Source organism: Pantoea trifolii, assembly GCF_024506435.1.
Classification (GTDB): Bacteria; Pseudomonadota; Gammaproteobacteria; order Enterobacterales; family Enterobacteriaceae; genus Pantoea; species Pantoea trifolii.
Genome location: NZ_JANIET010000001.1, coordinates 622,856 through 645,177, shown reverse-complemented (window position 1 = coordinate 645,177; position 22,322 = coordinate 622,856). Strand labels below are relative to the sequence as shown.

General features: G+C 53.1%; 20 protein-coding genes and 1 tRNA gene. 14 read left to right on the top strand and 7 right to left on the bottom strand.

What is annotated here, in order from left to right:
- Positions 1 to 1,665: 1,665 nt before the first annotated feature.
- The 5 genes from NQH49_RS02865 (at position 1,666) to NQH49_RS02845 (ending at position 3,789) form a co-directional block, all read left to right on the top strand.
- A complete protein-coding gene (locus NQH49_RS02865) occupies positions 1,666 to 2,223 on the top strand; it encodes a tyrosine-type recombinase/integrase (protein WP_191931108.1) in 558 nt (185 codons plus the stop codon).
- A gap of 145 nt (positions 2,224 to 2,368) precedes the next feature.
- Positions 2,369 to 2,743, top strand: a complete 375-nt coding sequence (locus NQH49_RS02860; protein ID WP_191931109.1) for a hypothetical protein — start codon at positions 2,369 to 2,371, stop codon at positions 2,741 to 2,743.
- A gap of 12 nt (positions 2,744 to 2,755) precedes the next feature.
- Positions 2,756 to 3,082: a Rap1a/Tai family immunity protein gene (locus tag NQH49_RS02855; protein WP_086905106.1), complete on the top strand. Its 327-nt coding sequence runs from the start codon at positions 2,756 to 2,758 to the stop codon at positions 3,080 to 3,082.
- Between the two features lie 67 nt (positions 3,083 to 3,149).
- The gene (locus NQH49_RS02850; RefSeq protein ID WP_086905105.1) at positions 3,150 to 3,371 is read left to right on the top strand and encodes a hypothetical protein; all 222 of its coding nucleotides are present in this window, start codon (positions 3,150 to 3,152) and stop codon (positions 3,369 to 3,371) included.
- Positions 3,372 to 3,582: 211 nt separating this feature from the next.
- Entirely contained in the window at positions 3,583 to 3,789 is a 207-nt protein-coding gene (locus tag NQH49_RS02845) for a hypothetical protein (protein ID WP_191931110.1), read from the top strand.
- 470 nt (positions 3,790 to 4,259) lie between these two features.
- Here the strand turns inward: NQH49_RS02845 and NQH49_RS02840 are convergent.
- Positions 4,260 to 4,344 (bottom strand) — tRNA-Leu (locus NQH49_RS02840).
- Positions 4,345 to 4,617: 273 nt separating this feature from the next.
- Between NQH49_RS02840 and NQH49_RS02835 the strand changes: the two genes are divergently transcribed.
- Positions 4,618 to 5,118 carry a YjjA family protein gene (locus NQH49_RS02835; RefSeq protein ID WP_256698315.1) on the top strand — a complete coding sequence of 167 codons (501 nt, stop codon included), beginning with the start codon at positions 4,618 to 4,620 and terminating at the stop codon, positions 5,116 to 5,118.
- A gap of 45 nt (positions 5,119 to 5,163) precedes the next feature.
- Here the strand turns inward: NQH49_RS02835 and pdxR are convergent, their stop codons facing one another.
- Positions 5,164 to 6,540 (bottom strand): MocR-like pyridoxine biosynthesis transcription factor PdxR, encoded by a 1,377-nt coding sequence (gene pdxR / locus NQH49_RS02830; protein ID WP_256698314.1) that lies wholly within the window; start codon positions 6,538 to 6,540, stop codon positions 5,164 to 5,166.
- A gap of 110 nt (positions 6,541 to 6,650) precedes the next feature.
- Here pdxR and NQH49_RS02825 point away from each other — a divergent pair, with 110 nt between their 5' ends.
- The 3 genes from NQH49_RS02825 (at position 6,651) to NQH49_RS02815 (ending at position 8,667) form a co-directional block, all read left to right on the top strand.
- Positions 6,651 to 7,130 carry a carboxymuconolactone decarboxylase family protein gene (locus NQH49_RS02825; RefSeq protein WP_256698313.1) on the top strand — a complete coding sequence of 160 codons (480 nt, stop codon included), beginning with the start codon at positions 6,651 to 6,653 and terminating at the stop codon, positions 7,128 to 7,130.
- Between the two features lie 95 nt (positions 7,131 to 7,225).
- Positions 7,226 to 7,861 carry a hypothetical protein gene (locus NQH49_RS02820; RefSeq protein WP_256698312.1) on the top strand — a complete coding sequence of 212 codons (636 nt, stop codon included), beginning with the start codon at positions 7,226 to 7,228 and terminating at the stop codon, positions 7,859 to 7,861.
- A 116-nt stretch (positions 7,862 to 7,977) separates the two neighbouring features.
- Positions 7,978 to 8,667 (top strand): MarC family NAAT transporter, encoded by a 690-nt coding sequence (locus tag NQH49_RS02815; protein WP_256698311.1) that lies wholly within the window; start codon positions 7,978 to 7,980, stop codon positions 8,665 to 8,667.
- A 33-nt stretch (positions 8,668 to 8,700) separates the two neighbouring features.
- Here NQH49_RS02815 and NQH49_RS02810 read toward each other — a convergent pair whose 3' ends face one another.
- From NQH49_RS02810 to NQH49_RS02800, 3 genes are read right to left on the bottom strand one after another with little or no spacing between them, the layout of a single operon-like run.
- On the bottom strand, positions 8,701 to 9,951 hold the full coding sequence (locus tag NQH49_RS02810; protein ID WP_256698310.1) for a c-type cytochrome: 1,251 nt from the start codon (positions 9,949 to 9,951) through the stop codon (positions 8,701 to 8,703).
- Positions 9,952 to 9,955: 4 nt separating this feature from the next.
- Positions 9,956 to 11,725: a GMC family oxidoreductase gene (locus NQH49_RS02805; RefSeq protein WP_008104227.1), complete on the bottom strand. Its 1,770-nt coding sequence runs from the start codon at positions 11,723 to 11,725 to the stop codon at positions 9,956 to 9,958.
- Between the two features lie 37 nt (positions 11,726 to 11,762).
- Complete coding sequence (locus NQH49_RS02800; RefSeq protein ID WP_256698309.1) at positions 11,763 to 12,494, bottom strand: gluconate 2-dehydrogenase subunit 3 family protein; 732 nt, start codon at positions 12,492 to 12,494, stop codon at positions 11,763 to 11,765.
- Positions 12,495 to 13,026: 532 nt separating this feature from the next.
- On the opposite strand from NQH49_RS02800, the gene NQH49_RS02795 reads away from it, so the two are divergent.
- The 3 genes from NQH49_RS02795 to NQH49_RS02785 all read left to right on the top strand — a co-directional run bounded on the left by NQH49_RS02795 (position 13,027) and on the right by NQH49_RS02785 (position 17,697).
- A complete protein-coding gene (locus NQH49_RS02795) occupies positions 13,027 to 14,595 on the top strand; it encodes an ABC transporter substrate-binding protein (RefSeq protein ID WP_256698308.1) in 1,569 nt (522 codons plus the stop codon).
- A 241-nt stretch (positions 14,596 to 14,836) separates the two neighbouring features.
- On the top strand, positions 14,837 to 16,339 hold the full coding sequence (locus tag NQH49_RS02790) for a helicase HerA-like C-terminal domain-containing protein (RefSeq protein ID WP_256698307.1): 1,503 nt from the start codon (positions 14,837 to 14,839) through the stop codon (positions 16,337 to 16,339).
- 80 nt (positions 16,340 to 16,419) lie between these two features.
- Complete coding sequence (locus NQH49_RS02785) at positions 16,420 to 17,697, top strand: DUF445 domain-containing protein (RefSeq protein ID WP_256698306.1); 1,278 nt, start codon at positions 16,420 to 16,422, stop codon at positions 17,695 to 17,697.
- A 32-nt stretch (positions 17,698 to 17,729) separates the two neighbouring features.
- Here NQH49_RS02785 and lptG read toward each other — a convergent pair whose 3' ends face one another.
- Positions 17,730 to 18,806 (bottom strand): LPS export ABC transporter permease LptG, encoded by a 1,077-nt coding sequence (gene lptG, locus NQH49_RS02780; RefSeq protein WP_008104239.1) that lies wholly within the window; start codon positions 18,804 to 18,806, stop codon positions 17,730 to 17,732.
- On the bottom strand, positions 18,806 to 19,906 hold the full coding sequence (gene lptF / locus NQH49_RS02775) for an LPS export ABC transporter permease LptF (protein ID WP_256698305.1): 1,101 nt from the start codon (positions 19,904 to 19,906) through the stop codon (positions 18,806 to 18,808). The genes lptG and lptF overlap by 1 nt, the downstream gene beginning before the upstream one ends.
- 269 nt (positions 19,907 to 20,175) lie before the next feature.
- Here lptF and pepA point away from each other — a divergent pair, with 269 nt between their 5' ends.
- Together pepA and NQH49_RS02765 are read left to right on the top strand one after the other, a co-directional pair.
- The gene (gene pepA, locus NQH49_RS02770; protein ID WP_256698304.1) at positions 20,176 to 21,687 is read left to right on the top strand and encodes a leucyl aminopeptidase; all 1,512 of its coding nucleotides are present in this window, start codon (positions 20,176 to 20,178) and stop codon (positions 21,685 to 21,687) included.
- Between the two features lie 172 nt (positions 21,688 to 21,859).
- Complete coding sequence (locus NQH49_RS02765; protein WP_008104246.1) at positions 21,860 to 22,321, top strand: DNA polymerase III subunit chi; 462 nt, start codon at positions 21,860 to 21,862, stop codon at positions 22,319 to 22,321.
- Position 22,322: the final 1 nt, after the last annotated feature.

The window sequence follows — 22,322 nt, the reverse complement described above, 5'->3', positions numbered from 1 at the left end:
GGTACATTGTCAATAGATTTATTTAATATTTTTTCAAGTGAGGTAATATAGCACAACTTAGCTTCTGAGTGCAAGCACTTTATGTAATTATCTTACCATCTTAACACCTCCTGTAACGCTCTCTAAGCCTCTGTAACAGCAAAGATGAGGAAACGTATTAGGAAGCCTCTCAGGTGGGCTTAGAATCGCTCCAGTGAAGCCACACAGGAAGATGCAACACTTAAACAGGTTTGTTTTCCGGCTTCACGTAGTGAAAAGTTCATTTTTATTATTAGAAAGCACCTTTAGATAATATTTCTGAACTTATAAAAGTTTCCCTAATTTATCTAAAGCCCCTTTTGATAATTTCAAGAAACTTTCCTCTATAAGATCTTGTGCTGTGGAGACTCTCCACCCTACGGGCAGCACATACACTTATGCAAAGAGCCTGCACTCACCAGACTAAGACAGACATACAAACTTTAGTTTGTTGTTTGTTGAAGGTTGGAGTTAGGGCAGGTTTGAACGTGGTAGCGTAGCGTGACAGGTTCTTACCCATACTGGCATAGCTTCGCTATTGCCGTAGGCATTGCACGTAGTAGATGATCAGGAAGTATTTCAGCGGGTAGCTGAACAGATAGAACAAACAGCCAACGGTAACAACCGCAGGCCCATTAGTTGACCTGGTACGCGGCAGCGTAAGATCATTAGGCGGGATAACCGCCTAAAGAACATATAAAAGATATATTCTTATGTTTATTATTATAGTTATTCTTATTGGGTATTGATTTGATGGGGGTGGGGTATCAGATTGATGGGGGTAGGGGTATAATTCTGATGGGGGTATCAGACTGATGGGGGGTTAGTCACCTAAAACACCTGCAAAACACATCTAAAACACCTTGATTAATATTCTTTCGTTATTTAGTCGATAATCAGTCTATATATGCCCCAATGTAAGCCTTACTCTTGCCCAATACCTTGCCCCACACAGATCCCCTTACATCTGACATAATTACACAACAGCACTACAAGCCGCACACAGCAAGGCTTAAGCTCAATGTCTGAAAGTAGAATGAAAGTACTTTGCCCCACAATATGCACTTATAGTGGCTTTTGCTGAACGAGTTTTTAACTTTAAAAGTAAAGCTGAAAAAAGCGTGATTTCTTGCCTGGTTTCTGACCAAAGCGTGATAGTTTCATAACGACACTATTAATCGCAGTATGTTACTATTATGTGCAAGGTGGTGGCCCCTGATCGGGGCTGAATCACTAGTTAACTTTATATAGATTGTGTTAACTAGACTCAACAAACCCAGCAATAGCAAGGCTTCCCGCTTGTTACGTGCAATGGGCCTACCTCACTAACCAACTTATGCAAGGTTTATGCAGTGTTTATGCAGTATTGCGACAAAATAATTTCGATTGAAATAATAATGTGAGTGATATTTGCGGCGCTTGGAATGTCAGATCCCCCCGCCCCTTTGAAATCCGTTCCGGCACTCAATAAGTGCGCTTGATAAATTACACATCCTTGTGCGGCTATCTTCCCTTCTCCCTGGCGTGGGGGTGAATGAGTGTAGACGATATTGCTGTCGTTATACGCATACCCAAAAAAAGATCTTTACATCTATTTAAAGCCAATGTAGCCTCCTACTTATCAAATCAACACAGGAGTAAATAAGAATGAAAGCAGCAGCAATTTTAGAAGTGAGCGAGACAAAGGCAATCATTGAGGAACTGGAACAGCAAGGAAACGATTTAGTAGCTGATGTGTGCCGTGTTATGGCTGTGTGTCTGCTCCGTGTGTCAGATGCAATCAACCTACGTTACAGCGACTTTGAGCGCGGTACGTTGAAGATCGTAGAGCAGAAGACAGGGAAGAAAAAGGAGATTGAAAACCTGCCAGCCTCAATCCTGGCTATGGTGGCTAATCGTCGTGCGGCCTACCCCAAAGACACGTTTATCTTTGCTGGCAAGGGCAACCGCTGCAAAAAGGATACGCCAGTAAGCCGCGTATACGTCTCAACGTCGATCAAGAAGGTGGCAACAAAGTTAGGTATTGAAGGAACAATCAGCGCTCACAGCTTCCGCAAGTATGGCGCTACACAGGTGCTAGATAAGACAAGAGACTTAGCACAGGTTAGCGATCTTCTGAATCACACTAACTTCCAGAGTACCAAAGCTTATCTAAAGCTAAGTGCTAAAAGTGCAGGCATTGCAGTGTCACACATTGAAATCTAAGGGGTTTACATAAGAGAAGTTGCAATAACTTTAGAAATATCTGGAGATACCCTCCAAACAACAATGAGGATGATAACTGCATTACTTATTGTTTTGATTGTAAAAGTAAACCAAACTATAAACTTAGAAATGAAAAGGGTATTAGATGAAAGTTAAGATTATTGCGTCTTTGGCTGTTTTTGGTTCTCTGTTGCTTTCTGGCTGTGTGACTCGTTATGTGCAAGTGCCAGCGCCTGTAGCGGCTCCGGTAGAGCAGGCTCCAGCGTCTACCGTGCGGATCGTTAACGTGTCTGTGTGTAGGTTTGTAGCTACGTATGACGGTAAGACGTATTCCACGCTACCCGCCGTTATGCTGGTGACGTTCTCAGACGGCGATCAGTGGGTGAAGTTGCCTAATGGGAACCGCTTCCGAGTGTGGGACAAAGAGCCATTGAAGAATGATCAGACAATGGCTTATTACATCAAATCCGAACTGAAAAGCGGCGGCTATGCAGTAGGCAGCGCGAACCACTGTAAGTAAAAGGAATGGGAAGTGATTAAACGTTTATTTACAGGTGCAGCGGTTGCACTGTCTCTGGCAAGTGCTCCAGCTTCTGCAATAAGCACCTCTGACCTCGTAAAAGTAGCTAAAGGGATGGTAGCGCAATCTGCACCTACTTGGGATGATGGGTATTTTTACGGTTATGTTATAGGTACATTGGAAAATATGCCGCAAATGCTTTGCCTACCTGACAAGATTACCAATGGGGAGATCGTTAACACTGCGGCTTATTCCATTATACGACATAGCGAATTATATAGCCTGTCAGCCTCAGAGATGATCAGACGTATTCTTATGCTTGAATACAGTTGCAAGTAACATAAACAGGGTTATCTAACGATTTCCCTCCACCCATAAGATCTTTAGATCTATAAAGGTTGGCATAATGAAAAGTCACCAGGTAAGAGGCTGTGCGTTGGTATTCCTTGTCGGAATGTTGTTCACCATCGATGCCAACGCCTACCAGCAGAAGACATTACAGCTTGTAGATGAGTTTGAAACCGACAACAAAAGGATATGTTTTTATGAAGATGCTCAGCGCTCGGAAACAGTGGAAAAGAAGCTATCGCAACATTGTGCTGCGGTCTTGGTTGTCGCAGTTGACTAAGAATATGTGGGCTAAGCGGATAGCCGCTGTGCTCCTGGTAGTACAGTTCATCGCGTTTATTATGCTCATAAGAGATTAAGAAGCCCAAACTCAATGAATTAATGCTTTTATTGAAAGCTTTTAGACAATGTTTTCAATACATTTTAGAGGGCTGGCATCGTGCTGGCCTTTTTTGTATCCTTATCTCTAAACATCTTTGGAGGGTAAGCCAGTGACACAGAAGAAAGAGTACTATCACCCGCTTACGGCAGACGAATTAGCAAAGGCTAAGCTGTTCAAGATCAGCGCTGAGATTGATTTAGAGCTATACAGGACGTTTAAAGCGGAGTGTGGCGCTAGGGGCTTAAAGATGAAGGAGGAGATCGCAAAGGCTATCGCCAACCACCTTAAGCTCTTAAAAAAGACTAACAAGGAATAATAATATCAAAGCTATTTTTTAGACAATAGCAGCCATAAAGCCCCGTTGGTGGTAAGGCAACAAGCGGAGCGTAGCGACTTCATCAATTGTCCAGAATGACCACACCTTATCAGGATAACCGTGTACCGTTAGGAGCGTGGCTGAGACGCTGGTAGAGCCGGATCTGTAGCTACCGGGGCATATACCACCATAGACCTGTTTACGCAGCCATAAGGCCGCACATCGGGCTTAAATGCGTGTGATCAATCGTGTCTTGGTATAAGGTTTAGAGATGCTGGCACATCTTCCGGCTTCAAAGGGAACAGCAGTACAAGGTTGAGCCTGGTAACTACTTGCCACAGCGTGATAACATACCAAAGCCATTAACAAACGCAGTGGCTTTTATACGGGAAAGAGTTAAGACAATTTTTAGGGGCAAGAAAGATAGAGTATGTTTCCTATCTGCTTGATTTTCCTAAGAAAGGTGTAAATGGTGCCGAAGGCCGGACTCGAACCGGCACGTATCTCTACGGTTGATTTTGAATCAACTGCGTCTACCGATTTCGCCACTTCGGCACTGAAGAGGATGCGGAAAACGTTGGGGATTATACCGTTACGAGCAGAGTGCGCAACCGGAATCGTTAGGGATGTGCGCTAAGCGTTGAAAAAAACAGCGTTTCGCAGATAACTGCTTGTTATACCGTCAATCCCACTAACCGAATTACAAAAACAAAAACCCAGAACGGTCCCAATTTTCCCCAATCCGCCCGCTTAACTGGAACTTTCAGCAGTCAAACCTCTCTTAACCAAAACTGACGCAGTCAGAACATAAAAGACAACGAGGTTGAGATGAAATTACAAGGCATGATTTGGGGATGGGGCATCGCGGCAGCCATGGTTGCGGGGAGCGCATCCGCGGCAAGTTGGCAGGATCAGCTGAGCAGCGCGGCATCGCAGCTGTCGCAGCAGAACAACAGCACCAGCACCACGCAGAACGGCGGCATGTCGCTCTCATCGCTCACCGGCCTGCTGAACGGCGGCGATAAAGCGGTGAGTTCCAACAGCATGACCAACGCTGCAGGCGTGATGTCGTATTGCGTGCAGCACAACGTGGTGGATAACAACGTGAAGTCGGTGAAAGATCAGGTATTGAGCAAACTCGGCCTGAACAGCACCACCGCGCAAGAGCAGAAAACCGATTATCAGCAGGGTTTGCAAGGCTTGCTCAACACCGGCAACGGTCAGCAGCTGAACTTGCAGAGTCTGAGCAACTCGCCGATGGGTGAGAAGCTGAAAACCAAAGCCTGCGACGTGGTTCTGAAGCAAGGCAAAAAATATATCGGCATGTAAGGACGCGCCGGTATCAAGGCGCGAGCTGTCCCTCGCGCCTTTTCTTTAACCCAATAACGCTCGCGTCTCCTGCACCGTTCTCTGCAACAACTCCCGCGCCTGCTCCACCGATCGAATATTGGTATAGCCAATCACCAGGCCATAACGTTTCTGCGTCTGCATATACCAGCCGGAAAGCGGCAAGACGCGCAGCTGATGCCGCTGCCAAATCGCCGCCAACGCCGCGTCCTGCGTGCCGCGTGGCAGGAAGGCGACAATGTGCATGCCGCCATCGGTCAGTTCAAAATCAAACACATCCGGGAAACACGCCTGCAAGGCATCCAGCATCATGCGGCGTCGCTGCTGATAAAGCGTGCGCATCTTTTTAATGTGGCGATAGAAATGCCCTTCGCTCAGGAACTGCGCCAGAATCTTTTGCGGCAGCAGCGACATGCCGGTTTCGAGGATTTCGCCCAGCTCGCTAAAGCGCGCGATGGTCTCTTTCGGCATCACCAGATAACCCACGCGCATCGCCGGCATCATGGTTTTGCTGAAGGTGCCGGTGTAAATCACTCGATCGTGCACATCGAGACTTTTCAGCGCCGGAATCACTTTGCGCGTGTAGTGGAACTCGCCGTCGTAATCATCTTCAATGATCCAGCTATCGTTATTCTGCGCCCACTCCAGCAGCTGATGCTTGCGTGGCAGCGATAAGGTTACCGCCAGTGGGCTGTGATGCGTGGGCGTGACGATGGCGAAACGCGCATCGGCGTGATAGCGCAGCAGATAATCCACATCCATACCTTGCCGATCGACTGGCACGTAATGCAGATTCGGCGCGATGCGCTTCAGCAGTTTTTGTCCGAAGAAGTAGCCGGGATCTTCAAACATCACTTTGTCGCTCGGCTGCGCCAGCACCGCCAGAATCAGTCGCAGGTTGGCGCGATAACCACTGGTGATAAAGATCTGTTCCGGCTGGCAGTTGAGCCCACGCGATATATTCAGATAGCTGGCGATGGCTTCACGCAGCGGCTGATAACCCATAATTGGCGGCAAAATCATCTCATCCGCACGCAGGGTTCGCGCTGCTTTGCCGGAAATCAGCAGCCACTTTTTATGTGGAAACGCATCCAGTGCCGGGATGCCAAGCCGCAGCTCGCCTTTGCTCTCGCGCTGGATTAACGCGCTCACTGACGGCGCAGGCACTGCCGTTTTTCCGGTTGTTTCCGGCAGAATCAGTTCGGGATTAACACGCGTGCCTTTCGCGCCCTGACTGACAAAATAGCCTTCGCCGATCAGGATTTCATAAGCAGCTTCCACCGTTTTTCGCGCCACTTGCAACTCACTCGCCAGCGTACGGATCGCCGGGACGCGGTCGCCCGGCTTCAGCTGCCCTGCAAGAATCTGCTGGCGATATCGCGCATAAATCTCTTTATATCCCACGCCATGTCCTATCTGTTTTCACGTTTTTTGACCCTTTTCACTCAGACATGGAAGTTTAAGATGCCCGCATTACCTTCGCATTGAAAAACGACTGACCTGAGGATAAAAACATGACTGCACGCGTTAACCACTTCAAAACCGTTCCGACACTGGTCAAAACCATGTCCGATCTCTCTATGAACGTCAGTAATGTTTCATTAGAAACCTCACTGAAGCATCTGGTCGATCTGCGCGCCTCGCAGCTCAACCAATGCGCGTTCTGCGTCGATATGCATGTGAAAGAGGCCAAACTGCACGGCGAGCGCGAGCTGCGTCTACATCACGTGGCGATCTGGCGCGAATCGCCGCTGTTCACTGCCAAAGAGAAAGCGGCGCTGGCGCTGACCGAAGCGCTGACGCGTCTGGGCGATCACGGCATCGACGAAGCGCTGTACAACGAGATACGCGCACACTTCTCTGAAGTGGAGACCAGCGAACTGACGTTCTGCATCGCGGTGATTAACACCTGGAACCGCCTGATGGTGCTGTCGCAGATGACGCCGGGCGCACTGGACAGCGCTTATGGGTTGGATCGTGCTGATTTACGTTAATTTTTACCGCCAGTAGCCCATGCTGCTGGCACCACCATGTTCATCTGCGCTGCCTGAGGCTATAGTGAGATTTTGCACCACACAGGACAGCGCACATGAAAGGCATCAACATTGCGATTTACTTCGATCCCGACCAGATTCACATCTGTGTTCACCAGCAGGATGATAGCTATCTCAGCCAAACCTTTATTTACGACGACAGCGTAATTGAAGAGATTTATCAGTGGCTGGAGCAGTTCACACCTAATCGCACCCACATTTGCCTGATTGAGCACGATACCGCCGATATCCTCGCCGATGAGTTGGTGGATAACGGTTATCACGTCCATCAGGTCACGCAGCACGATCTCTTGACCTGGTTCGCCAACGAACCGCCTGCCGAACCCGATGGTTCACCGGTGCGCGCGCTGCTGCGCTATCTGGAGAGCGAGCAGCCATCCGAATACCAGTCGCGCACGCCACAGATTGAAGCCTTGATGGATCTGCTGGATGAGCTGGACGATCTCGAAGGTGTGGATGAAGTCGAAGATGAAGACAATCTGCCGGATGACGTGCTGCGCCTGATGAAGCAGAAGAAGATCAGCGCGCAAGATGCTGCCCAGCGCTTGCTGCCCGATGTGAATGAGCGCATTCGTGAGCATTTGATCAATTATCCCGAGCTGATGACACCAGAACTGCTGCAGGATTTCTTCCCCGAGTTGATCGAGGCACTGGATACGCCGAAGCATTGATGTTCGGGTAGGTGCGGCGTCTGACACGGTCGCCATAAATGGCGACCCTACGTTTGGGCGTTGCCGTTTTTTGTAGGGTCGCCATTTATGGCGACCAGGAATTCTGAGGACATTTCATGCTGGAGTTGTTTAAAGCCATCGGGCTGGGTTTGGTGGTGATTTTGCCGCTCGCCAATCCGCTGACCACCGTGGCGCTGTTTCTCGGCCTGGCCGGAGAGATGAATTTCCAGGAGCGTAATCGTCAGGCGATGCAGGCCTCGATCTACGTGTTCCTGATTATGATGGTGGCGTGGTACGCCGGCAGCGCAGTGCTGCACACCTTTGGTATCTCAATTCCCGGCCTGCGCATGGCGGGCGGGCTGATTGTGGCGTTTATCGGTTTTCGCATGCTGTTTCCGGCCAAACCGGTGGGGCATTCGGTCGAAGCCGAGCATAAGCAGGATGAGCTGGACGCGACCGATAGCAACCGTGAAAGCGTAAACATCGCGTTTGTGCCGCTGGCGATGCCGAGCACTGCGGGTCCGGGCACCATCGCGATGATCATCAGTTCCGCGTCGACGGTTAAATCGGGCGTGGATTTCCCGGCGTGGGTGGTTGCCGTTGCACCGGTGCTGACGTTTTTGGCTGTTTCGGTGATTCTGTGGATTTCACTGCGCAGTTCTGGCGCCATCATGAAGCTGGTAGGTAAAGGCGGGATCGAGGCGATTTCGCGTCTGATGGGCTTTTTGCTGGTGTGTATGGGCGTGCAGTTCGTGATAAACGGCGTGTTAGAAGTGATTCACACTTATCATTCGGTCGTGGCATAAAGGAAGGTCGCCAGGAATGGCGACCTTACGGTTTTATTTCAACGTCTTACGTACTTCTGCTACCTGATCTTTCGTCACCTCTGGCGCATTGTTGCTCCAGCCCTGACGAATGAAGGTCGCCAGTTTGGCCACTTGATCATCATCCAGACGCTTAGCAAAACCTGGCATCGCCAGCGTTGATGGCGCCTTCTCAGTCGATGGCTGCTGCGCACCGGCCAGAATGGTGTGGATCAAACCGCTTGGATCCTTGGCATTGACGATCGTCGCCTGATCCAGCTCCGGGAAGATCCCCGGCGCGCCTTTGCCGGTGACAAAGTGGCAAGCGCCGCAGTTGTCGATATACAGACGTTCGCCTTCCGACAAACCTTTCGCGGCAGTCAGTTTCGCTTCCGTCGCCTGCTGCTTCTTCACGTCATACGCCTGCAGCGCCGGGTTGCCGCCAAGGAACTTCAGATAGGAGGCAATCGCTTTCAGGTCAGCATCGGTCATGTGCGAGCTCGAGTGCTCAATCACCGACTTCATCTCACCGCCCACCGCTGACTTGTCGTTACGACCGGTTTGCAGGTAATCGACGATCTCCTGCTCGCTCCAGCGTGGCAAACCACGCAGTGACGGCACATCCCAGTTATTCAGGCTGCCACCAGCAAGGAACTGCTCGTCACTGCTATCCAGCGCTTTCTCGTTCATACCGAGGCCGCGTGGCGTATGACAGCTGCCGCAGTGACCGAGGCTTTCCACGATGTAAGCCCCGCGATTGACCTCTTCTGACGCGCCACCAATCGGCTGGAATGGCTTGTCAGAGGTGAACGCCCAGTTCCAGAAGCGCATGCCCCAGCGCTGGCTGAACGGGAAGCTGAGATCGGTTTCCGGCGGCTGCTCGCTGCTCGGCTTCACGCCTTTCATAAAGTAGACATACAGCGCGTGCATATCAGCATCGGAGATTTTGGCGTAATCCGGATACGGCATCGCCGGATAGAGACGCGACCCGTTCGGCAACACGCCTTTGCGCACCGCGTCCGAGAACTGCTGCTCGCTGTAGTTGCCAATGCCGTGCTCTTTGTCCGGCGTGATGTTGGTGGAGTAAATGGTGCCGAGATTCGACTCAATCGCCAAACCACCGGCGTAATCCCCTTTACCAGAAACCGTATGGCACGCCATACAGTCACCGAGACGCGACAGGTATTCACCCTGCTTGATCAATTGAGCTTCATCTTCCGCGTGTGCCTGCACTGCAAAGCTGCCCAGCAGCACGGCGTTGGCGATTAACAATGATTTTAATTTCATGCGCTTATGCCTGTACCAGTGGACCGGGATTTTTCAGATAATGTTCTTTAATCGCTTGTGCCGCCATCAAGGTGATCGCGCCGATGGTATCGGTCGGGTTCGCCTGGAAGTTTTGCGGGAAGGCGTTGCCGCCCGGCACAAACACGTTATGAACATCCCAGCTCTGCAGGTACTTGTTCAATGCAGAGGTTTTCGGGTTATCGCCCATCACCGCGCCGCCCACGTTGTGGGTCGAGACGTATTTGGTGAGGTCAAAGTCCGCGCCCATTGGCAGGAAGCTCATGCTCATGCTGTCTGGGTTCAGCTCTTTGGCGATGTTGCCGACGATGCCTTTCAGGTGCTGTTGCAGCTTCAGTTCGTTCTCTTTCCAGTTGAACGTCATACGCAGCAACGGCTGACCGCGATGGTCGGTGTAGTTTGGATCCAGATCCAGATAGATATCACGGTACGACTGGCACGTGGTGGTGATGCTGATCTTCATGGAATGGTTGTACCACTCCTCCAGACCTTCCTTGTAACCCATGCCCCAGCTCGGTGTGCCTTTCGGCAACGCAGCGGCCATTGGCGTACCGGTGGCCTGTGAACTGTGGATCTTGGCGCCGCCCAGGAAGCCGAGGCCCGGACCGTCGAAGTTGCCTGGCGAGATGTCGTTGAACATCTGGCCGGTGGCGCCTGCGGTGGCGTAAGAGTTGAAGTTTTTGTCTTTGAAGAACAGGGTTGCGCCGCCGTTCGACAGGAACGCGTAGTTACGCCCTACCACACCTTCTTCGGTGATTGGGTTATACGGCTTGCCGATACCGGACAGCAGCATCAGGCGCACGTTGTAGAGCTGGAAGCTGGAGAGCACCACGATCTTCGCTGGCTGGAATACTTCGTTGCCATCCACATCGTAATAAATCACGCCCTTGGCAGTTTTCTGGTCGTCGTGCAGCACCACTTTCACCACTTCGGCATGCACTTCGTAAGAGAAGTTTGGCATGCGCTTCAGCGCATCCATCACCGCAGTTTGGGGCGAGGCCTTTGAGTAATTAAGGCACGGATATTTGGAGCAGTAGCCGCAGTAGTTACATGGCGCGATCTGGTTGCCGTACGGATTTTTCCACGCGCGCGATACGCAGGCAGAAGGGTTCGGGAACGGATGATAGCCGAGCTTGGTGGCCGCCTCTTTGAACATCACGTTGTTCAGCGTGTCTTCCAGTGCAGGCAACGGATAAGGTTCAGAGCGTGGGCCTTCAAACGGATCGCCGCCCGGCAGAATCTGGCCGCGCAGGTTGCCGGTATTACCCGATTGACCGCAGATCAGCTCAAACTTGTAGTAATACGGCTCGATCTCTTCCCAGGTGAACGGGAAGTCCATCACGCGCATATCTTCCTGCAGGATACCCGGCTTGTAGGCCTCATCGACGTAGGTTTTCAGCTTGATATCGGTTGGGGTGGGACGAATCAGCACCGCCGTCCAGTGCATGCCCGCGCCGCCGACGCCGGTACCCGGCGCAAACGCGCCCCATTTACGGGTGGGCAACGCCGTCTGGCTGCTGTTGTAACGCACGGTAACCGCCACTTCTTTCGGGGTGGCGAACACTTTGTTACGCACGTTGTAGGCGTATTCATCAGCCGGTTTCGGGTAAGCGAAATCCGGGTAATCACGCTCGCCGCCGCGCTCTAATGCGCGTACTTCGAGTCCCGCCATCGCCAGTTCGATGCTCATCAACGAGCCGGCCCAACCGAGGCCGCAAACGACGACGTCGACTTCTTTCTTTGTAATCTGTGCCATGTTAATCCTGTCTCACATACCAAAAACGGGGGTGTGCTTACGCGCTTTCACCCAAGAGGCTGACCGGTCCCAGCGGGTACGGCACGTTGTGCTGCTTCACCCATTCGGTAAAGCTGGCGCGTGCGCCCGGGAAGCCGATGGCAATCCAGGCTTTCATGCCTTTGTTGCCGCCGTACATCGGGTCAGCGAGGTAGCCGTGTTTGGTATCTGAGAGCAGCTGGCTGAAGAACTGCGAGGCTTTCAGGTTCTCTTCGCCCAGCGCGGCGAAGTCGATACCGTCGTTTTTGTTCACTTTGGTGAGGACCGCATCTTTCTCTTCCAGTGACAGCGCATGGAACGGTTTCTGGAAGTTGCTTTGCGTCCATTGATTCACCAGCTTGATACCGGTTTGGTACATCTGCTGTGGCGTGAACGGGATTTGATAACCCATGGTGGCAGGCGCATGCACGTTGAAAGGACCTTGCATGTAGATCTCTGCCCCAAACTCCGGGCTGTGTAACTGCTGATCGATAAAGATCGGTACGTTGGTTTCCAGTGCACCTGGCGCTTTACCTTTGCCGCCGGCGGGAATCAGACGATCGGCTGCGGCCAGAATAAATTGCCACTCATCGGCACTGAAAAAGATCGGTTTATAGTCGGCGAGCTCAGGTGCTGCCATTTCCGCAGCTTGCGCCGCAGTCAATCCCTTAAATACCAGGTCACTTAATGGCAAAGCCAGAAGCGACCCAAGTAAAAACTTACGTCTGGTGGTCGGTTTATTTAGAAGCATGGCGCGACGACTCTCACTTGCTAAGAAAGATAATTATTTTTGTTAATGGCTTTATAAATCGGTAAATAACCTGGCAATCTTAGGGATATAGGTATTTCTGAATGTAAAAATTCAATTAAGGATGTGTTTTGATGAAATTCAATCATCATGTTGAATTTAGGTTAAGGCTTGGTAAAAGGCTTTCGAGGCGAAAAACACGGTTTTAACCGTACATTTGATGGGATATTGGCACTAATCAGTGGGCATTTGACCAGGTATTATCGCGCGAAGAAATAATCGCACAAATGAATCAATGAAAAAAAATCATACTTCCATACCAGAGAATTATTCTCATTTATAACATCCTATTTACTTTATTGACCAGCAGATGAACGATCTATTTCGCGAAAATGACAAGTCGCGCACAAAACAAACGCAATAATACCTCAAGGTAATCAATTGTTATTTTCCGGCACAGCTCAGAACAAACCGGCATTTTGCCAACGCGACGGCAGAGATAGAGTGAATTTATCTATCACTCAGGACAATAATAATGCGCTCACTGATTTTACTCGTCGCTTTATGGGGCAGCAGCTTTGCACTGCACGCCGCCACACCGAAAGATACCCTTGTCGTCGCCGTCCCGCTCGACGGCATTATTAGCTTCGACCCCGCTGAAAGCTTCGAAACCGTCAGTAACAGCGTGCAGCACAACATCTACCAAACGTTAGTGGAGGCGGATCGTAATGATCCACAGAAACTGGCTCCGCTGCTGGCCACCCACTGGCAACAAGGCAGCACGCCGCACAGCTTAGTGTTCAACATCCAACCCGACGCACACTTCTCCAGCGGCAATCCGGTGACGGCGCAGGATGTGATCTTCTCACTGACGCGCGCGGTACAGCTCAACAAAGCGCCCTCTTTCATTCTCGCCGAATTTGGCTGGACCAATGAAAACATCGCCAGCCAGTTTAAAGTGCTGAATGACCATCAGCTGGAGATTCAGTGGCCAGCGCAGATTGGTCAGAACCTGGCGCTGCGCCTGCTGACCGCGCCGGTGGCCTCGGTGGTGGATAGCAAAACCGTGCAGCAACACGTCGCTAATAACGATCTCGGCAACGGCTGGCTGCACACCAACTCCGCCGGCAGCGGCGCATTTATCCTTCAGCAATATGTGCCGCAGCAGGCGCTGGTGCTGAGCGCCAACCAACAAGCTAATCCGCAGCCGAAGCTGAAACGCATTCTGCTTAAAGGCGTGGCGGATGCCGGTGCGCGTCGTCTGCTGATTCAGCAAGGCGATGTCGATGTGGCGTATCAGCTTGGCCCGGATCAGATTGATGCGCTGAAGAGCGACAAGAACCTGCGCATTGAAGCCTTCCCATCTAGCCTGGTTTACTACCTCGGTTTCAATACCAAAGACAAAGCACAACCGGCATTAGGCAATCCGGCGCTGTGGCAAGCCGCGCGCTGGCTGGTGGATTACCATTCCATCTCGAAGGATTTGCTGAAAGGTCAGTACCGCATTCATCAGAGCTTCCTGCCGCAGGGCTTTGACGGCGCGCTGGACGATCAGCCGTTCCACTACGATGTGGCGAAAGCCAAAGCGATTTTAGCCAAAGGCGGCATCAAGCCAGGGACGAAGTTTGCGCTGACGGTGATCAATCAGCCGCCCTACATTGACGTGGCGCAGGCGCTGCAGGCCAGCTTCGCCAAAGCCGATATGCAGATTGAGTTGCAGCCGGTGGCGGAATCCGAGTTGTGGAGCAAAATGCGCGGTCGCGATTTCCAGTCGATCTTCATCTATTGGGGCGCGGACTATGTCGATCCGAACACCAACGCCAGCGCCTTTGCGTATAACGTGCCGGGCGGTTCCAAAACCCTGGCGTGGCGCGTCGGCTGGGATATTCCGGATCTGAGCGCGAAAACCCGCGCTGCCGCCGGTGAAAGCGATGCCGCTAAGCGCCGCGCGCTCTATACCGAGTTGCAGAAAACCGTGCAACAGAACTCACCGTTCGTAGTGACGCTGCAAGGCGCACAGCAGGTGGCGGTGCGGAATAACGTGAATCATGTGCAGCAAGGGATTGGCGTGAGTTTGCTGTTTTTTGATTCGGTGCAGAAGTAGTTTAGAGCGTGCTCGCATTCCCCCTCCTCGGTCCTCCCCCATGAATGGGGGAGGAAGATGCTGCCACATGTCAGTACTGAAGCTGCATGTGGCAGCGTCTCCTTCCCCCACTCGTGGGGGAAGGCCGGGATGGGGGACAGCAGGCACATAATTACGCCTTTTTTGGCACAATCCTCCTCTCTCCTCTCACGCCGCTTGCTATCCTTTCAGGCATAACCTATTGCCTGAGAGCGAAAAAATCATGACCACTCCGTTACTGATTGCCCAAACGCCTGACGTTCAACTGCATCTTCTCTCCAACATGGCCAACCGCCACGGTTTGATCACCGGCGCCACCGGTACCGGCAAAACCGTCACGCTGCAAAAGCTGGCGGAATCCTTCTCCGATATCGGTGTGCCGGTGTTTATGGCCGATGTGAAAGGCGATCTCACCGGCATTTCCGCTGCGGGTGAAGGTGCGGAGAAGCTGCTGGCGCGTCTGGCGAAGATTGGCGTTACCGACTGGCAGGCGCAGAAAAATCCGGTGATGGTGTGGGATATTTTTGGTCAGCAAGGCCATCCGGTGCGCGCCACGGTATCCGATCTCGGCCCGCTGCTGCTGGCGCGTCTGCTCAACCTCAACGAGGTGCAATCGGGCGTACTGCAAATCATCTTCCGTATCGCCGACGATCAGGGCTTGTTGCTGCTGGATTTCAAAGATCTGCGCGCCATGACGCAGTACATCGGCGACAATGCCAAAGCCTTCCAGACGCAATATGGCAACATCAACAGCGCATCCGTTGGGGCGATTCAGCGCGGATTGCTGGCGCTGGAGCAGCAAGGTGCTGAACACTTCTTTGGCGAGCCGATGCTGGATATCCGCGACTGGATGCGCTGCGACAGCAACGGCAAAGGCTTTATCAACATCCTCTCGGCGGAAAAGCTCTATCAAATGCCGAAACTTTACGCCACCAGCCTGCTGTGGCTGCTGGCCGAGCTGTATGAGCACTTGCCCGAAGCTGGCGATCTCGATAAGCCGAAAATGGTGTTCTTCTTCGACGAAGCGCATCTGCTGTTTACCGACGCGCCACCGGTGCTGCTGGAGAAAGTGGAACAGGTGATTCGCCTGATCCGCTCGAAAGGCGTTGGCGTCTATTTCGTTACGCAGAATCCCGCCGATATTCCCGACAACGTGCTGGGCCAGCTTGGCAACCGCGTGCAGCACGCGCTGCGCGCCTTTACGCCGAAAGATCAGAAAGCGGTAAAAAGTGCCGCCGAAACCATGCGCGCCAATCCGGCGTTTGATACCGTCGAGGCGATTCAGGCGCTCGGCACTGGCGAAGCACTGATCTCCTTCCTCGATGAAAAAGGCAGTCCATCGATGGTGCAGCGGGCGATGGTGATTGCGCCCGGCTCGCGCATGGGGCCGGTAAGCCAGGATGAACGTAACGGCCTGATTAACAACTCGCCGCTGTACGGTAAATACGACACGGAAGTGGATCGTGAATCGGCATTCGAAATGCTGCAAAAAGGCGTGCAGGCCACCACGCAGCAAGCCAATGCACCGGAAGCCAAAGGCAACAATGTTGCCGTCGATGATGGCATTCTCGGCGGCCTGAAGGAGATCTTGTTCGGCAGCACCGGCCCGCGCGGCGGCAAGCGTGACGGCGTGGTGCAGAGCGTGGCAAAAAGTGCCGCGCGCCAGGTCACCAATCAGATCATTCGTGGTGTACTTGGCAGCCTTCTTGGCGGACGTCGTCGCTAATACCCGTCATACTTCAAGCCGCAGGTGCGTTGGCTGCATGTCTTCCTGCAACTCGAATTATTTAGGGTATTTAAGGAGCTATGGATAAATTTCAACAACTCAAGCGCAGCAAACGTCTGGCGCTGTCGCTGCTGCTGATAGCGGCAGCGACTTTTGTGGTAACGCTGTTTTTGCCCCCCAACTTTTGGGTACTCGGGCTGAAGGCGATTGCCGAAGCGGCGATGGTCGGTGCATTAGCCGACTGGTTCGCGGTGGTGGCGCTGTTCCGCCGCGTGCCGGTGCCCTTTATCTCGCGTCATACGGCGATTATTCCGCGCAATAAAGATCGCATTGGCGAGAATCTGGGTCGCTTTGTGCAGGAGAAATTCCTTGATACCGATTCGCTGCTGGCGCTGATTCGCCGCCACGATCCCTCGCAGATGCTGGCGCAGTGGCTGAACACGCCGGGCAACGCCGATCGCATTGGCCGCCATCTGTTGCAGGTGATGCGCGGTTTTCTCGATCTCACCGATGATCAACGCATTCAGCGTTTTCTGCGCCGTGCAGTGCATCGCGCACTGGATAAGATTGATCTCACCCAATCCAGCGCGCTGCTGCTGGATAGCCTGACGAAAAATAATCGCCATCAGGAGCTGCTGGATGCGGCGGTACAACAGCTGCTGCGCCTGCTGCACAAGCCCGGTACACGCGAGTTTATCGCCGCTCAGATTGTGCGCTGGCTGAAGCGCGAGCATCCGATCAAAGCCAAAATGCTGCCGACCGAATGGCTGGGCGAGCACAGCGCCGATTTGGTGGCGAATGCGGTGGATTCGATACTCGATCAGGTGGCGCTCGACCAGGGACATGAGTTACGTCTCGGCTTTGACCGCGCGGTGCAGCGCCTGATTGAACGGCTGAAAAGCGATCCTGAGATGGCGGAACGCGCCGAAACCATCAAGAGCTGGCTGAAGGAAGATGAGTCGTTCAATCGCTACATTGGCGAGCTGTGGCAGGATTTACGTGGCTGGCTGAAAGACGATCTGAACAGCGAAGATTCGCGGGTGCAGGAGCGCGTCCGTCTGGCGGCACTGTGGCTGGGCGAAACCCTTGCGGCCGATGAAGCGCTGCGCGCTTCTATGAATCAGCATCTCGAAGACGCTGCACGTAGCGTGGCGCCGGAGTTTGCTGCCTTCCTGACGCGCCATATTAGCGATACGGTGAAAAGCTGGGACGCGCGCGATATGTCGCAGCAAATTGAGCTGAATATTGGCCGCGACCTGCAGTTTATCCGCATTAACGGCACGCTGGTTGGCGGGACAATTGGGCTGATTTTGTATTTGTTGTCACAGGTGCCGGGGTGGGTTGAGCGTATTCAGTAAAAAGGTCGCCATAAATGGCGACCCTACAAGGCTTATCGGCGTTTCATCAGCAGGAACAAGCTGATGGCGAAGAACGCGCCGCTTGGCAAAATCGCACCCAGAATCGGCGGCAAACCGTAGACCAGACTCAGCGGACCAAAGATCTGGTCCAGCACGTAGAACAGGAAGCCAAAACTGATCCCCGTCACCACGCGCACGCCCATTGATACGCTACGCAGCGGACCAAAGATAAACGACAGCGCCATCAACATCATCACCGCCACCGACAGCGGCTGGAAGATTTTGCTCCACATATTCAGCTGGTAGCGCCCTGAAACCTGGCCGCTCTGCTTGAGATATTTACTGTAGTTATACAGGCCGGTGATCGACAGCGCGTCCGGATCCAGCGCCACCACGCCGAGCTTATCGGGCGTCAGGTTGGTTTTCCATTCGCCGCTCAGCGTTTGCGAGCCGGTAATCTGTTTCGCGTCTTGCAGATCCGATTCATCGACCTGCGACAGCGCCCACAGCTTTTTATCCGCATTCCAGGTGGCACTCGCCGCATAGCGAACACTCAGTAAACGACGCTGATCGCTGAACTTGTAGATGCTGACGCCATCAATTTCGTTATCACCTTTGATGCGCTCGATGTAAATGAAATCGTTGCCGTCCTTCGCCCACAGGCCGTTTTGCGTCGAGACCAGCGAGCCGCCGTACAGCTGCTGCGCACGGTAGTTACGCGCCATCTGTTCGCCCTGCGGCGCAACGAATTCGCCCACCGCCATGGTTAACAGCACCAGCGGAATCGCCGTTTTCATCACCGCCAGCGCCACCTGCATGCGGGTAAAGCCCGATGCCTGCATCACCACCAGTTCGCTACGCTGCGCCAGCGTGCCCAAACCGAGCAATGCGCCCAGCAGCGCCGCCATCGGGAAGAATATTTCAATATCCTTCGGTACGCTGAGCAGCGTGTAGTAACCGGCGTCCAGCGCGGTATAGGCGCCCTGCCCGGTTTTACGCAGCTGATCGACGAACTTGATAATGCCCGACAGCGACACCAGCATGAACAGCGTCAGCATGATGGTGTTGAAGATGGTTTTGCCGATATAGCGGTCAAGAACCTTAAACATCAGACCGATCCTCCACGGCTAAAGCGCGCACGGATGCGACGCATCGGCACGGTATCCCACAGGTTCAGCAGCACCGCCAGCGCCAGATAGGAGAAGTTCACCACCCACATCCAGATGGCCGGATCGAAGCGGCCTTTCGCGGCGTTGGAGCGCAGAGAACTCTGCAGCAAGAAGAAGATCAGGTACAGCAGCATGGCCGGCAGCATCGACAGCACACGGCCCTGACGCGGGTTAACCACACTGAGCGGCACCACCATCAGCGCCATAATCAGCACCGCGAACACCAGCGTTAAGCGCCAATGTAACTCCGCCTGGAACTGCGGGGTTTTGGTCTGGAACAGCGTGCTGATATCCGCCTGATCGGCATCGTTCGGATCGAGCGTGGCCTCTTTGTAGCCTATAACCGCCTGATAGTTGACGAAGTCGGTAATGCGGAAGTCACGCAGCAAGGCGGTGCCTTCAAAACGCGTGCCTTTGTCCAGCGTTACCACTTGCGAGCCATCTCTTTTCTGCTCCATGTGGCCGCTATCAGCCAGCACCACCGATGGACGTGCATTGCCTTTCGGACGCAACTGCGCCAGGAATACGTTACCGAAATGGTTGCCCTTCACATTTTCAACAAACAGCACCGCATTGCCGTCGCTGGAGGTCTGGAACTGTCCAGCCGCCAGCGCCGCCGCGCCTGGGTTGGCTTTGGCGTTTTGCGTCACTTCCTGCTGATAACGTGAGGACCATGGCCCTAACCAAATGACGTTGACCGCCGCCACAATTGATGTGAACAGCATCAGGATCATCGCGGCTTTGATCAGCACACTTTTCCCCAAGCCGCAGGCATGCATCACCGTGATTTCACTTTCGGTGTACAGCCGCCCAAGGGTCATTAAAATCGCCAGAAACAGGCTTAGGGGCAGGATAAGTTGTGCCATTTCAGGCACGCCAAGTCCTAACAATGTCAGAACTAAGTTTGTTGGAATTTCGCCATCCACCGCAGCTCCCAAAATCCGCACTAACTTCTGGCAAAAGAAGATAAGTAGCAGGATGAAGAGGATAGCCAGCTGGCTTTTGAGCGTTTCCCGAACCAGATATCTAATGATGATCACGCTTAGTACGCCTGTGATAACTTGTCTTTTTGCAGGAAAATCGCTAGTTTCAACGCTTATCAGCCATTTTTCTTCATCAATGGCCGTCATCGTAGCTAAAATAGTATGACGAACGCGTTAGCGTGGTGAAAAAACAACATACTTGTCACCACCACTCATTATGACTACCGGCGTTGAATTGTCATGGCGTCGTAACGAATTAATGAGTTACGAGCGCGCTACATTCTAACGACAGCTTAGGCCGTTGTCTTTAAGATTCAGGAGAGTGCATGGAGTTCAGTGTAAAAAGCGGTAGCCCGGAAAAACAGCGTAGCGCCTGCATTGTTGTTGGCGTTTTCGAACCGCGCCGTTTGTCACCCATTGCTGAGCAGCTGGATAAAATCAGCGATGGCTACATCAGCGCCCTGCTGCGCCGCGGTGAACTGGAAGGAAAAGTGGGCCAAACGCTGCTGCTGCACCATGTGCCAAATATCCTCTCCGAACGCATCCTGCTGATCGGCTGCGGTAAAGAGCGCGAGCTGGATGAGCGCCAGTACAAGCAGGTGATTCAAAAGACAATCAATACCTTGAATGATACCGGCTCGATGGAAGCCGTGTGCTTCCTGACTGAACTGCACGTGAAAGGCCGCAATACCTACTGGAAAGTGCGTCAGGCGGTCGAAACCTCGAAAGAAGCGCTCTATAACTTTGATCAGCTGAAAAGCAACAAAGTCGAGCCGCGCCGTCCGCTGCGTAAGCTGGTGTTCAACGTGCCGACCCGCCGTGAACTCACCAGCGGTGAACGTGCTATTCAACACGGTTTAGCTGTGGCTGCCGGTGTGAAAGCCGCAAAAGACCTCAGCAATATGCCGCCAAATATTTGTAACGCCGCGTATCTGGCGTCGCAGGCACGTCAGCTGGCGGATGCGTACAGCAAAAATGTAACAACCCGCGTCATCGGCGAACAGCAGATGAAAGAGTTGGGGATGAACGCCTATCTGGCGGTCGGTGCCGGTTCCCACAATGAATCGCTAATGTCGGTGATTGAGTACAAAGGCAACAACGATCCGGAAGCACGTCCAATTGTGCTGGTCGGCAAAGGGTTAACCTTCGATTCCGGCGGTATCTCGATCAAACCCGCCGACGCGATGGATGAGATGAAGTACGACATGTGCGGCGCGGCGTCGGTGTACGGCGTAATGCGTATGGTGGCGGAACTGAATCTGCCGCTGAACGTGGTGGGCGTGCTGGTGGGTTGTGAGAACATGCCTGATGGCAAATCAATGCGTCCGGGTGACGTGTTAACCACCATGTCAGGCCAAACCGTTGAAGTGCTGAATACCGATGCCGAAGGCCGTCTGGTGCTGTGCGATGCGCTGACCTACGTCGAACGCTTCGAGCCAGAAGTGGTGATTGACGTCGCCACGCTGACCGGCGCCTGCGTGATTGCGCTGGGTCATCATGTCAGCGGTTTGATGTCGAACCACAATCCGCTGGCGCATGAGCTGATCAGCGCATCTGAGCAGTCTGGCGACCGCGCCTGGCGTCTGCCGATGGCGGATGAGTATCAGGAGCAGCTAGAATCCAATTTTGCGGATATGGCGAACATTGGCGGCCGTCCTGGCGGTGCGATTACGGCGGCCTGCTTCCTCGCGCGCTTTGCACGTAAGTTTAACTGGGCGCACCTGGATATCGCCGGTACCGCATGGCGTTCCGGTAAAGCCAAAGGCGCAACCGGTCGTCCAGTACCGCTGCTGTCGCAGTTCCTGCTGAATCGCGCAGGGTTGAACGGCGACGATTGATTTGGTGATGGCTGTCCCCCATCCCGGCCTTCCCCCACAAGTGGGGGAAGGAGACGCTGCTACATGCGAATTCACAACTAACATAGGGCAGCATCTTCCTCCCCCACTTGTGGGGGAGGACCGAGGTGGGGGACAGCAAGCACCCAGCCCCCCTTCTCATCCAAAGGATCCCATGAAAAACGCCACTTTCTATGTGATGGAGTCTGAGAGCGCCAGCGACGGCTTAACCGCCATCGAGGCTCTAGTTTGCTCTCTTGCCGAAACACGCTGGCGTGACGGCAAACGCATCCTGATTGCCTGCGAAAACGAAGAACAAGCCAATCGGCTGGATGAAGCGCTCTGGCAGCTCCCGGCCAACGCCTTTGTGCCGCACAACCTGGCCGGTGAAGGCCCGCGCTACGGCGCACCGGTTGAGCTGGCCTGGCCGCAGCGTCGCGGCAGTTCACCGCGCGATCTGCTGATCAGCCTTCTGCCACAGTTCGCAGATTTTGCTACTGGTTTCCATGAAGTGATAGACTTCGTTCCTTATGAAGAATCCCTAAAACAACTGGCGCGCGATCGCTATAAAGCCTATCGCAGCGTTGGTTTCCAATTGAATACGGCGACGCCACCCTCGCCGCAAACGACAGTGTAGA